Source organism: Dyella sp. A6, assembly GCF_036320485.1.
In the GTDB taxonomy this organism is placed as follows: domain Bacteria; phylum Pseudomonadota; class Gammaproteobacteria; order Xanthomonadales; family Rhodanobacteraceae; genus Rhodanobacter_A; species Rhodanobacter_A aluminiiresistens.
The window spans coordinates 3,228,203-3,241,313 of record NZ_CP132911.1 but is presented as its reverse complement, the minus strand read 5'-3'; the positions used below and the strand labels follow the sequence as shown (position 1 = coordinate 3,241,313).

9 protein-coding genes are annotated in these 13,111 nt (G+C 66.1%); 2 read left to right on the top strand and 7 right to left on the bottom strand.

Annotated elements, in window-relative coordinates; translation table 11 throughout:
- Positions 1–47: 47 nt before the first annotated feature.
- Complete coding sequence (locus RA164_RS14515; protein WP_329741548.1) at positions 48–626, bottom strand: TetR/AcrR family transcriptional regulator; 579 nt, start codon at positions 624–626, stop codon at positions 48–50.
- A gap of 100 nt (positions 627–726) precedes the next feature.
- On the opposite strand from RA164_RS14515, the gene RA164_RS14510 reads away from it, so the two are divergent.
- Complete coding sequence (locus RA164_RS14510) at positions 727–1,623, top strand: alpha/beta fold hydrolase (RefSeq protein ID WP_412731045.1); 897 nt, start codon at positions 727–729, stop codon at positions 1,621–1,623.
- A 19-nt stretch (positions 1,624–1,642) separates the two neighbouring features.
- Positions 1,643–4,114, top strand: coding sequence for an acyl-CoA dehydrogenase (locus RA164_RS14505; protein WP_329741547.1), 2,472 nt, complete (start codon positions 1,643–1,645; stop codon positions 4,112–4,114).
- 67 nt (positions 4,115–4,181) lie between these two features.
- Here RA164_RS14505 and RA164_RS14500 read toward each other — a convergent pair whose 3' ends face one another.
- The 6 genes from RA164_RS14500 to RA164_RS14475 form a co-directional block, all read right to left on the bottom strand.
- A complete protein-coding gene (locus tag RA164_RS14500; RefSeq protein WP_329741546.1) occupies positions 4,182–5,111 on the bottom strand; it encodes a CPBP family intramembrane glutamic endopeptidase in 930 nt (309 codons plus the stop codon).
- A 131-nt stretch (positions 5,112–5,242) separates the two neighbouring features.
- A complete protein-coding gene (locus tag RA164_RS14495; RefSeq protein WP_329741545.1) occupies positions 5,243–6,247 on the bottom strand; it encodes a diguanylate cyclase domain-containing protein in 1,005 nt (334 codons plus the stop codon).
- Positions 6,244–6,813, bottom strand: a complete 570-nt coding sequence (locus tag RA164_RS14490; protein WP_329741544.1) for a chemotaxis protein CheB — start codon at positions 6,811–6,813, stop codon at positions 6,244–6,246. The genes RA164_RS14495 and RA164_RS14490 overlap by 4 nt, the downstream gene beginning before the upstream one ends.
- Positions 6,810–7,670 (bottom strand): CheR family methyltransferase, encoded by an 861-nt coding sequence (locus RA164_RS14485; RefSeq protein ID WP_329743566.1) that lies wholly within the window; start codon positions 7,668–7,670, stop codon positions 6,810–6,812. Before RA164_RS14485 ends, RA164_RS14490 begins: the two co-directional genes overlap by 4 nt.
- Positions 7,670–11,260, bottom strand: coding sequence for a response regulator (locus RA164_RS14480; RefSeq protein ID WP_329741543.1), 3,591 nt, complete (start codon positions 11,258–11,260; stop codon positions 7,670–7,672). Before RA164_RS14480 ends, RA164_RS14485 begins: the two co-directional genes overlap by 1 nt.
- A 217-nt stretch (positions 11,261–11,477) precedes the next feature.
- Positions 11,478–13,079 (bottom strand): peptide chain release factor 3, encoded by a 1,602-nt coding sequence (locus RA164_RS14475; RefSeq protein WP_329741542.1) that lies wholly within the window; start codon positions 13,077–13,079, stop codon positions 11,478–11,480.
- Positions 13,080–13,111: the final 32 nt, after the last annotated feature.

Below are 13,111 nucleotides of genomic sequence, written 5' to 3'. Positions count from 1 at the left end.
GGCGCCGCAAGGGCGCCTTTTTGCGATGGATCAGAGGCTTGCCTCGATCACGACGGGATCAGGGTATGGATCATGTGTTCGACGTAGGCATCGAATTCGTCGTGCCCCAGACGCGGCAGACCCAGCGTGAAGTTCAGCTGCAGGAAACCAACGTAGGCGGCATAGGTGAGGCGTGCGCGGTTGATCGCCTCCTTGGGCGGCAGACCCGCTTCGCGGTACGCGGTGTTGAGGAACTCGGTACGTCGCTGTGACACGCGCGCCATCACCGGCACCACCAGCGGGTGGTCCAGCGCTTTCAGCAGGGCGGCGTACACCCGATGCGGCTGCAGTTCGTGCGCGACGCGCCGGAACAGCTCCGGCAGGCGTTCGCGTGGATCGGCGATGGCCTCGATCTGGCCCAGCACCTCGCGCTCGCCATACTGCTCCCAGCGTTCGAGTGCGGCTTGAAGCAAGGCTTCGCGGGTGCGGAAGTGCCAGTAGAAACTGCCCTTGGTGACGCCAAGCTGGCGGGCCAGGGCCTCGACGGCCAGTGCGCCGACGCCCTGTTCGGCAATCAGGACGAGGGCAGCTTCTTCCCAATCCTCGGCGGAGAGGCGGGAGCGTTCCGGTTTGCTGGTGACATTCATGGCCGTATGGTAGCCCAGACCGGGTGGGCCGGGCAGGGCTGTCTGCACAGGGGGCCCTAATACCGACGGTTGACGATGTCGGCCTGACCAATCCATACTCATGCGTATGGATAAGTTCACTGGCCAGATGCAGCATTTCGCATCCCCCGACGGCACGCAGCTGGCGGTGGAGTCGCATGATGCTGCCGGTGCGCTGCCGCTGTTGTTTGCGCATGGCTTTGGCCAGACCCGGGGTGCCTGGGGCGGTACGGCGAATGCATTGGCGCGCCAGGGCTATCCGTGCGTGACCTACGATGCGCGCGGTCACGGCGAAAGTGCCCATGTGGCCGATGGCAGGTACCACATGCAGCAATTTGCCGACGACCTGCTGGCGCTGGCCAGCGCGCAGGTGCAGCCGCCGGTGCTGGTCGGCGCGTCGATGGGTGGCCTGCTGGGCCTGGTGGTGGCCGGTGAGACACGACCGTCACCGTTCCGTGCGATGGTGCTGGTGGATATCACGCCACGCTGGGAGACCTCCGGCGTGGAGCGGATTCTCGCCTTCATGCAGGCGCATCCGGACGGCTTTGCCGACTATGCGGACGCCGCGGCGCAGATCGCTGCCTATCTGCCGCATCGTGCCGGACGCAAGAGCGAAGCGCAGCTGCAGCCGCTGCTGCGCGAAGGCCGGGATGGTCGTCTGCGCTGGCACTGGGATCCGGCCTTGCTGGCCGGCGATCTGGTGCGCGAAAGCGAGCGTTACCAGCCACGCCTGCTGGCTGCGGCTGCGAACGTGGACGTGCCGGTGCTGTTGCTGTCCGGCGAGCGCAGCGACGTGGTATCACATGCCACTGTCGAGGAATTCCTGCACCTGGTGCCGCATGCGCGCCATGTGCAGGTGGCCGGTGCCACGCACATGGTGGCCGGCGATGCGAACGACGCGTTCACGCGCGAGATCGCAGGCTTCATCAACACACTGAAGAACGACGAGGGCGCCCGGATCGGCCAGGGCGTCGGCTAAACGCAACGAGGATGTCGAGATGTCCGTGATACTGACCTTGCTGGCCGCGCTCATCGCGAGCGGCGCCTGCGCCTACCATCGCACCAGCCTGCGCACCTGGGCGGTCGCCACCGTGGTCGCCACCGTGGTGGTCGGCCTGCTGGCGCACGCACCCTGGACCATGGCCCTGCTGGTAGTGATCGAGCTGGCCATCGGTCTGCCCCTGTTGATGCCGGTGTTCCGGCGCCGGCAGATCACCGCGCCGCTGCTGAAAATGTTCGCCAAGGTCACACCCAAGCTTTCCGAGACCGAGCAGACCGCACTGGAAGCCGGCACCGTGGGTTTCGAGGGCGAGCTGTTTTCCGGCAAGCCGAACTGGAGCAACCTGCTGCGCCAGCCACGTCCCGAGCTGAGCACCGAGGAACAGGCCTTTCTCGATGGCCCGGTCGAAGAACTGTGCGCGATGGTCGACGACTGGCAGATCACCCACGAGCTGGCGGACCTGCCACCGGAGGTGTGGGCATTCGTCAAGAAGCACAAATTCTTCGGCATGATCATCCCCAAGCAGTACGGCGGCCTGCAGTTCTCTGCGCTGGCGCATTCGGCGGTGCTGCAGAAGCTGTCCACGGTATCGGCCACATTGTCGTCGACGGTCGCTGTACCCAATTCGCTGGGTCCGGCCGAACTGCTGCTGCACTACGGCAGCGACGAGCAGAAGGACTACTACCTGCCGCGGCTGGCGGTCGGCGAGGAGATTCCCTGCTTCGCGCTCACCGGTCCGTATGCAGGCTCCGACGCGACCTCGATCCCGGACTACGGCATCGTCTGCAAGCAGGTGGTCGACGGTGTCGAGACGCTGGGCGTGAAGCTCACCTTCGACAAGCGTTACATCACGTTGGCGCCGGTCGCCACCGTGGTCGGTCTGGCCTTCCGCATGTACGACCCGGAGCACCTGCTGGGCGACAAGGACGACCTCGGCATCACCCTGGCGCTGCTGCCGCGCTCCACGCCGGGGCTGGAGATCGGCCGTCGCCACTTCCCGCTGAACATCCCGTTCCAGAACGGCCCGATCCACGGCAAGGACGTGTTCGCCCCGATCAGTACCCTGATCGGCGGTCCGCAGATGGCCGGGCACGGCTGGCGCATGCTGGTGGAGTGCCTGTCGGTGGGGCGTGCGATCTCGCTGCCTTCCAATGCCACCGGTGCGATGCGCGCCTCGGCGGCTGCCACCGGAGCCTATGCGCGCATGCGCAAGCAGTTCGGCCTGGCGATCGCCCGTTTCGAGGGCGTGGAAGAAGCGCTGGGCCGCATCGGTGGCCTGACCTACGCCACCGCCGCACTGTCGCGGGCCACCGCTGCCGCGGTGGATCGTGGCGAGAAGCCGGCCGTGCCCTCGGCCATCGCCAAGTACCACGCGACCGAGTGGGCGCGCGTGGTCGCCGGCGACACCATGGACGTGCACGGCGGCAAGGCGGTCCAGCTGGGTCCGAAGAACTATGCCGGGCGCGGCTGGTCGAGCGTGCCTATTGCGATCACCGTGGAAGGCGCGAACATCATGACGCGCAGCCTGATGATCTTCGGCCAGGGTGCGATCCGTTGCCATCCCTACGTGCTGAAGGAAATGCAGGCGCTGTCCATCGCCGACTACGGCGAGCGCCTGCGCACCTTCGACAAGGCCCTGTTCGGCCATATCGGGTTCGGCATCTCCAACGCCGTGCGCAGCTTTGCCATGGGGCTGTCCGGTGGCCGCATGGGCGATGCCGCGGGCGATGCCTATACCCGCCGCTATTACCGCAAGCTCAACCGCTATTCCGCCGCGCTGGCGCTGTGCGCCGACACCTTCATGGGCGTGCTGGGCGGCAAGCTCAAGTTCAAGGAGAAACTGTCCGCGCGGCTGGGCGACGTGCTCAGCTACCTGTACATCGCCAGCAGCATGCTGAAGCGCTACGAGGACACTGACCGTCCCGAGGCCGATCGTCCGTTCCTGGCCTGGGGTTTCCATGAGTGCATGTGGCTGATCCAGAACGCTCTCGACGGTGCCATCCGCAACTTCCCGGTACGCCCGGTGGCATGGCTGCTGCGTGTGCTGGTGTTTCCGCTGGGCCGTCGCGAAGTGCCGCCGTCGGATCGTCTGGGCCGCCGCGTCGCCGCCCTGCTGACCACGCCGAACGAGGCGCGCGGTCGCCTCACCGAGTGGGTTTACCTGACGCCGTCGACGCACAACACGGTGGGTCGCATGAATGCGTTGCTGCCCGATGTGATCGCTGCCGAGCCGGTGGAGCGGAAGTTCATCAAGGGCCTGAAAGCCGGCCAGTTCACGGCGCACGAATATGACGGCCAGCTGGCCGAGGCGCTGCAGGCCGGCGTGCTCAGCCAGGCCGAGCACGACCTGCTGAAGCGTGTGCACGCGGCCGTGTTCGAGTTCATTTCGGTGGACGATTTCGACCCGTCCGAACTGCGCGCGGCGGTGACCCGTGCGGACGAGCGCAAGAAACTGGACGCGGCCGCCTGAGTTTCCCCGGCCGTCGCACATGCAAACGGGGCGCCCATCGGGCGCCCCGTTTGCATGTGCGGAAAGATCAGCGTCGGCGCCAGGCCGGTGCCACGATGGAATGCCTGCGCAAGGCCAGCAGCAGCAGCGCGATCGAGCATGCGATGCACAGCGCCAGTGCCACGACCGAGGCTTCGATCCCGAACACCCCGCCGCTGAGCCAGTCCGGGCCGGTACGGGTGGACACCAGCCAGCCATTGGCCTTCAGGCCCGACACCGGGCTGCCGTACAGCGTGCCTTCGCAGAAATTCCAGGCCGCATGCAGGCCCATGCAGACCGCCAGCGAGCGGGTGACGTGGTAGACCAGCCCGAACAGCACACCGGCTTCGATCGCGATGGCCATCGAACTCCATGCCGTGGCGCCGGGGTTGAAGGTATGCGCAAAACCAAAGAACAGCGCCGAGACCAGCAGGGCCACCCAGGTGCCCTGGCCTTCCTCGACGATACGGAACAGTGCACCGCGAAAGATCAGTTCCTCGCTGATGCCAGCACTGATGCCCACCATCAGCAAGGCCGGCAACCATGCGGCATGCGGGTTGAAGCCGACGACGTGGTAGCTGCCCAGCAGCCACAGCACGCCGACGATCGCCGTCAGCAGCAGCGTGCCCGCTGCGATGCCGCGCAGGCTGTCCGGCACCAGCCGGCGTGGTGCCAGCTCGGTCATGGGTCGGCGTTCGACCAGCTTGACCAGCACCAGGTAGGCGAGCAGCGCAGGCGGAACGCGCATCAGCAACTGGGCCAGGGCGAACTTCAGTGTCATGGTGCCCTTGCCTGCCAGCATGGCCTTGTCCATGCCAAGCCACAGGTGAAGCAGGACGCCCATCACCATCGAACCGGCCACGAACAGCACCGCGAAAATCAGCATGCGGGCCAGCGGCGAATACAGCAGCCAGCGTTTCCAGGCAGGTGCCGATGCCGGCGTGACGAAGGCGACTGAGGTGGGCATTCCGGTAGACATGATGCGCGGCTCCATGCGGTGGACGGCTTTCAGTCTGACCGACGCGGCACGTCGGCCATAGTGACGGTTGTCATCCCGCTAGGCTCACACATGCCCTGCGCGATCAATAGCGAGGCTGTGACTGGGTTGTTTCAGCCGGCATCCGGCGGTCCCAGCACGCAGCGGTTCTTGCCGTCGGCCTTGGCCTTGTACAAGGCACGGTCTGCCGCCTGGATCAACTGTTCGTCGTCGCACTCGTTGTCGCTCACGGCAATGCCGATGCTGGCGCTGACATGCGCCAGGAAGGCGCCGTGCGGACCCTGCAGGGCGTAGGGGCGTCCGAGCATGCCGCACAGTTCCTGGCAGCGTGCCAGCAGGGCCGCTTCGTCGCCGATCTCGGCCACGACCAGTGCGAACTCGTCGCCACCCAGTCGTGCGATGGTGTCGTGTTCGCGCACATGTGAGCGAAGGCGTCCGGCGATGGCTTTCAGCAGCGCGTCGCCTGCCGGATGCCCCCAGGTGTCGTTGACGCCCTTGAAGCCGTCGATGTCGAGCAGGGCCAGGGCGAACCGGTCTGCCGAGTCACGGCACGTGTCCAGCGCCGTGGATAGCCGTTCGTGGAACAGCACCCGGTTGGGCAGCCCGGTCAGCATGTCGTGCGTCGCCTGATGGCGCACCTGTGCCTCGATCCGCTCGCGCTCGTCGATCTCCACTTTCAGCTGGCGGTTGCGTTCGGCCAGTTCGCCCATGGCCTGTTCGAGCTGCATGCGTGCGTTGTACAGGTCCAGGAATACACGGACCTTCGAGCGCAGGATGGCATCGTTGATGGGTTTGGCGATGTAGTCCACCGCGCCGGAGTGGTATCCCTTGAGCTTGTTGAGGTCGTCGGCATATGCGGCGGTGACGAAGATGATCGGCGTGTCCTTGAGTTGTTCGGCCTCGCCGAGCAGGCTGGCGACTTCGAAGCCGTCCATGTCCGGCATGTTCACGTCGAGCAGGATCAGTGCGAAGTGGTGGTCCAGGCACAGTGCCAGTGCTTCGTTGCCGCTGTTGGCCTCGACCAGTTCGGCACCCGAATCGGCCAGCAGGTGATGCATGGCGACCAGGTTTGCGCGGGTGTCGTCGACGACCAGGATCTTGGGGCGTGCAGGATTCATGATAGGCAGAGTCGGTTGAGCAGTGGAGCGATGGCGTGAAGTTCGACGCAGTAGTCGGCGCCGGCCTGGTCGAGCGCGGCCTGTGGCATGGCGGACACCTCCGCGTCGGCCGGTGACTGCACGATGGCGATGCCGCCGGCCTCGCGCATCCGGCGCAGGCCGTCGGCGCCGTCGGCATTGGCGCCGGTCATGACGACCCCGATCAGCGACTCGCCCCATACCGCACTGGCGGAGGCGAGCAGTACGTCGATCGACGGCCGGGAGTGGTTGACCCTCGGGTCGGCGGAAAGTGCGAAGTGGCGGTCGCGCTCGATCAGCAGGTGGTAGCCGCTGGGTGCGAGCTGCACGGTGCCGCCCAGCACGGCATGCCGCTCCTCCGCCTCGATGACCGGTAGTGTCGAGACGCGGCCGAGCAGGCCGCACAGTAGTTCCACCGTTTCCGAGCCGGTATGGCAGCACACCAGCACGGCCTGCGGCAGATCGGGGTCGAGGCCGGCAAGTACGGTCCGCAGCGCGTCCAGCCCGCCGGACGAGCAGCCGATGACGATGGCCTGCGGTTGCTTCATCGGGCGAGGCCTGTGGCAGTCGGTAGGCCCGTCAGTCGATAAAGGCGCAAGCGCGGATCAAGTGCGACGAAGTGTGCGGCATTGCTGGCGTAGTCGATGCTCTCGCGCAGCCCGAGGCAGAGAAAGCCGCCGCGCACCAGCGAATCGCGGAACAGCCCCAGGCAGCGGTTCTGCAGCGGGTTGGAAAAATAGATCAGCACGTTGCGGCACATCACCAGGTGCGCTTCGCAGAACACCTTGTCCGAAACCAGGTTGTGCTGGGCAAACGTGATGTTGCGGCGCAATCGCTGGTCAAGCTTCAGCAGGCCATAACGGGCACGATAGTAGTCGGCCAGCGAATGGGTGCCGCCGGACGCCTGGTAATTGCGCGACCACTGCTGCGCTTCCTGCATCGAGTAGATGCCTTCCTCGGCACGTCGCAGCGCGTCGGCGCTGAGATCGGTGGCGTAGATACGGCTGCGTTCGTACAGTCCCGCTTCTTCCAGCAGGATCGCCAGCGAATAGGCTTCCTCGCCGCGGGCGCAGCCGGCCTGCCAGATGTTGATGTGCGGATACGAGGCCAGCACCGGCAGTACCTGCTCGCGCAGTGCGCGGAATACGGCCGGGTCGCGGAACATTTCCGATACCGGCACCGTCAGCCCTTCCAGCAGGCGCGGCAGCAGCTCGGGCTCGTGCAGCGCACGCGCGGTCAGTGCGCTGATGCTGGGGCATTCCAGCTGTACCGCAAGCTGGCGTATCCGGCGCTGCAGGGACGCGGGTGCATACTGGCCGAAGTCGTAGTCGTAGGCCCGTTGCAGGGCGCGCACGAACAAGTCGACTTCGATGACCTCGCGCTCGATGGCGGCGATGTCGCGCATCATGCCGGGGTCGAGCCGCGCAGCCACACGCGGATCATCGAAGCCAGCTTGTCCAGGTCGACCGGTTTGGACAGGTAGTCGTTGGCACCCGCCTCGAGGCATTGCTCGCGGTCGCCGCGCATGGCCTTGGCGGTGAGCGCGATAACCGGCAGCGCGGCGAGGCGCGGCTGTTCGCGGATCGCGCGGATCGCTTCGAAACCGTCCATGCCGGGCATCATGATGTCCATCAGCACCAGCTCGGGCAGAGGTTCCTGGTCAAGAGCCTGCAGCGCCTTGTAGCCGTCCTGCGCCATCGCCACCTGCAGACCCCAGCTACGCAGCACCTTGGACAGCGCGAACAGGTTGCGCATGTCGTCGTCCACCAGCAGCACGCGGCGACCCTGCAGTTCGCCGTCGGTGGCCGGATCGCCTTCCGGTGCGGCCGGGGCACCACCGGGACGGCGAATGCTGTGCAGGAACAGGCTGACTTCGTCGAGCAGCCGGTCAGGCGAACGGGCCCCCTTGATCACGATACTGTCGGTGTACTGGCGCAGCCGCAGGTTTTCCTCGTGACTCAGCTCACGGCCGGAATAGATGACCACCGGCGGCACGTTGCCGCGCTGCGCCAGTCGTTCCAGCAGTTCCAGGCCGGACAGCCCCGGCAGGCCGAGGTCGAGCACCATGCAGTCGTAGCCGGTGCTCGCGATCATCTCCAGCGCCTGTTCCGCCGTGCCGGCTTCGTCGATCTCCACCTGGTCGTGCCGCAACAGGTTGCGCACCACCTGGCGGGCACCGCCGTCGTCTTCCACCACCAGCAGGCGACGGGTGCGTCCGGCGGCGAAGTGCTGCAGTCGCTCGAAGGCTTCCTCGATGGCCTCGCGGCTCACCGGTTTGGTCAGGAAGCCGACCGCGCCCAGCTCGAGTCCGCGTGAGACCTCGCCGGTGGCGGAAAGGAAATGCACCGGGATGTGCTGGGTGGCGGGGTCTTCCTTGAGGCGCTCGATCACGGCCCAGCCGTCCATGCCCGGCAGCATCACGTCGAGCAGGATGCCCAGCGGACGGTAGCGTCGGGCCAGCCCGAATCCGCTCTCGCCGTCGGCGGCATGCAGCACCTTGTAGCCCTTGTCGCGGACCATGCCGGCCAGGATGCGCGCGAAGGCCAGGTCGTCTTCCACGATCAGGATCGGCTCGTCGCCTGCGGCGAGGCGCTCGCGGTCGTCCGGAATGCCGTTGGATAGCGGTGTCTGCAGGGCCGGCGTGGCCAGCGGCGCGGGTGTCTCGCGGTCCGTCGTCGTTGCGGTTGCGGCCGGTGCCTCGATGCGCTCGGGCAACAGCACGGTGAACTCGCTGCCTTCGCCGGGCTGGCTGCGCAGGTGCAGTTCGCCACCCAGCAGCGCGCACATCTGCCGGCAGATCGACAGGCCCAGGCCGGTGCCACCGTACTGGCGGCTGGTGCTGGCATCGACCTGCTCGAAGGCGTTGAACACACGGGCCTGCTTGTCCTGCGGGATGCCGATGCCGGTGTCGCGCACGCGTATCGCCAGCAGCGGTTTGTCGGCCAGTGCAGCGGGGATCTCCTGGCCTTCGGTCGGGCGACCAATGGCCACCTGCACCGAGCCTTCCGCGGTGAACTTGAACGCATTGGACAGCAGGTTGTTGATCACCTGTTCCAATCGCGTGGGGTCGGTATGGATGGATTCCGGCAGGCTTTCGTCCAGCGACACCGTGAAGTTCAGGCTGCGCTCGCGCGCGACGTGCTCGAAGGTGCGGCGCAGGCGTCGCGTGAACTGCGTCAGCGGCAGGTCTTCCAGTACCAGTTCCATCTTGCCGGCCTCGATCTTGGACAGGTCGAGGATGTCGTTGATCAACTTGAGCAGGCTGCTGCCGGCGCCATGGATGATCTGCGCCGACTCCACCTGTTCGGCATCGAGGTTGCCTTCGCGGTTTTCGGCCAGGCTGTGCGACAGGATCAGCAGGCTGTTCAGCGGGGTGCGCAATTCGTGCGACATGTTGGCCAGGAACTCGCTCTTGTAGCGGCTGGCCTGGGCCAGTTCCTGCGCCTTCTGCTCGGTTTCCTGCTGCAGCACCTGCAGGGTACGGGTCTGTTCGTGCAGCGCCTGGCTCTTTTCGCGCAGCTCGTCGTTGGATTCCTGCAGCTCCTCCGCCTGCACCCGCAGCTCCTCTTCCGAAGCAAGCAGGCGCTGCGACTGCTCTTCCAGTTCCAGCGTCTTGTGATGCAGGTTGTCGTTGACCGTCCGCAGCGCGTCCTGCTGCTGGCGCAGGGTCACGCCGGACAGGCGGAGTTCGTTGGCCTGCTCGCGGGACTGTTCCAGCAAGTCCTGCGTGGTGACTGCGCGGTTGAGGTTCTCCAGGGTCAGGGCCACCGTCGGCAGCAGTTCGTCGAGCATTTCACGCTGCAGCGGAGTCAGCTTGTGGAAGCCGGCCACTTCGAACACGCCCAGCAGATGGTCGCGCAGCAGTACCGGCAGAATGGTGATGTGCCCGGGTCTGGCGTGGCCGCTGCCGGAATCGATCGCGACGTAGTCCGGTGGCACCTCGTCCAGTTCGATCAGCTGCCTGCTCTGCGCGCATTGTCCCACCAGGCCCTCGCCCGGCACGTAGTTGGGCGATGCCGGGCTGCCCAGCCGCAGGCCGTAGCTGCCCAGCAGATCGAGTCGCTGCGAGTTTTCGTCGTAGCTGTAGAACAGCCCCACGCCGGCTTGCAGCAGCGGGCCGAGCTTGGCGGTCAGGGTCGTGCCGAAGTCGCGGTGCGTGGTGGTTTCCTGCAGGTTGTGGGCGATTTCCGCGATGCGCCCCTTGAGCCAGACCCGGTCATGGGTCTGAATCACCATCTGCTTGAACACTTCGAGTGCACGCGCGATCTCGCCGATCTCGTCGCGCCGTTCGACACCACGGATCTGGACGTCCCGTTCCTGCCGGGTCAGCCGGTTCATCAGGTCAGTGATCCGGCGCAGCGGCCGCGTGATCATGCTGGCGGTCATCGACAGCACCGCCAGCCCCAGCAGCAGCCCGAGCACGGCGAACACCCCGTTGGCCAGCTGCGTGAATCTGAAGTTGTCGTCCAGCTGTGCATCACGCTTTGCCAGCAGGGCATGCTCGGTGGCGGCCATCTGCTCCAGGTCGCTGGAAAGGTTGCCGATACGTGTGTTGCTGCTGGCCCAGAAAGCATCCTGGATCGGCGCCAGCACCTGCGAACGGGTCGCGGCGGTCACGCTGAGCCGGCTGATCGGGTCGATCACCTGCTGCTGCACGCTTTGGCGCCATTCGGAGGCAATCGTGTCGATATGGTCCAGGCGGGTCTGTTGCAGCGCGTTGTCCGAGGTGAGGCTGCGCAGGCGGGCGAGGTCGCTGGTGATGAGCGCCAGGCTCTGCCGCACCTCGCTCAGCCCGTTCGGTTCGGGGCTCAGCAGGTAGCCTCGGACCGAGCCTTCGCTCCATTCCGCCGCGCGTTGCGCCTGGCCCAGTTCCAGCAGTACCCGGTAGGTATGCTGGGTCCAGTGACGGCTGTAGCTTTCCTGGTTCAGCGAATGCAGGGTGACGGTGCTGTCCAGCATGAACAGGCCGAGTAGCAGGCCGATTGCGAGCAGCATCTTGTGCTGCATCGGCTGGTGGGCAAGCCAGGAATATCGACGGGGTCTCGCGCTGCTCGAACCGTTCATGCCTGCAACCTGTGCCTGGATGGAACGCCACGCAAGGCCGTCGCCACAGGGGCGGCGGTCGCCGCGGCAGCAGGCAGCTTAACCGCCGTTCGGCGTGGTGGGTAGCCGCAGGAAGCGATTACCACCCGCCGAATGGCGATGCTGTGTCTCAGATCTCGGTTGCGCTTGCGTGCTCGCGGGTCGCCGAGAAGCGCACCTGCGGCCAGCGCTCCTGCGCCAGTTGCAGGTTGACCCGCGACGGTGCCAGGTAGACCAGCTCGCCGGCGGCATCGATGGCCAGGTTCAGCGCGTTCTTCTCGCGGAATTCCTCGAGCTTCTTCGCATCGTCGCAATGGATCCAGCGGGCGGTGGCCACGCTGACGGGCTCGAACGTCGCGTCGACCCCGTACTCGTCCTTGAGGCGGTAGGCGACCACGTCGAACTGCAGCACGCCAACCGCACCCAGCACCAGGTCGTTCGACATCAGCGGACGGAAGAACTGCGTCGCGCCTTCTTCGGAAAGCTGCGCCAGGCCTTTCTGCAGCGCCTTCATCTTCAGCGGGTCGCGCAGCCGCGCACGGCGGAACAGTTCCGGCGCGAAGTTGGGAATGCCGGTGAACGAGATCGCCTCGCCTTCGGAGAAGGTATCGCCGATCGAGATGGTGCCGTGGTTGTGCAGGCCGATCACGTCGCCGGGATAGGCGCTTTCCACGATCTCGCGGTCGCTGGCCATGAAGGTCAGCGCATTGGCGATGCGCACTTCCTTGCCGGTGCGCGTCTGGATCATCTTCATGCCGGCGGTATAGGTGCCCGAGCACACGCGCATGAAGGCCACACGGTCGCGGTGGGCCGGGTCCATGTTCGCCTGGATCTTGAACACGAAGCCGGTGAGCTTTTCCTCGCCGGGCTGTACTTCGCGACTGGTGGTGGTGCGCGACCGCGGTGCGGGCGCGTGCTTGACGAAGAAGTCCAGCAGCAGCTGCACGCCGAAGTTGTTGACCGCCGAGCCGAAGAACACCGGGGTCAGCTTGCCGGCCAGGTAGTCGTCCAGGTCGAATGACGGCGCGGCACCCTGTACCAGCTCCAGTTCCTCGCGCAGTTCGGTCATGGCCTCGGCGCCGACCGCGGCCTCCAGCCCGGGAGCGTCCAGCCCCTTGAAGATGGTCGAGTCCTGCCGGGTGAAGTTCTTGCCCGGCTCGAAGATGTGCACCTCGTCCAGCAGCAGGTGGTACACGCCCTTCAGCCGCTTGCCCATGCCGATCGGCCAGGTCAGCGGGGCACAGGCGATGCCCAGCACCGACTCCACCTCGTCGAGCAGCTCGATCGGCGACTTGCCCTCGCGGTCCAGCTTGTTGATGAAGGTCATGATCGGCGTGTCGCGCAGGCGGCACACCTCCATCAGCTTGATGGTGCGTTCCTCCACGCCCTTGGCGCAGTCGATCACCATCAACGCGGAGTCGACCGCGGTGAGCACGCGGTAGGTGTCCTCGGAGAAGTCGGCGTGGCCTGGGGTGTCGAGCAGGTTGACGATGGTTCCCTCGTAGGGGAACTGCATCACCGACGACGTCACCGAAATGCCGCGCTCCTTTTCCAGCGCCATCCAGTCCGAAGTGGCATGCCGCGCCGCCTTGCGGCCCTTCACCGAGCCGGCCATCTGGATCGCGCCGCCGAACAGCAGCAGCTTTTCCGTCAGCGTGGTCTTGCCGGCGTCGGGGTGGCTGACGATGGCGAACGTGCGGCGGCGGCGGGTTTCGTCGAGGTGGGTGGACATGGGCGTTTCGGTGGTATGCGAACCGCTTATTG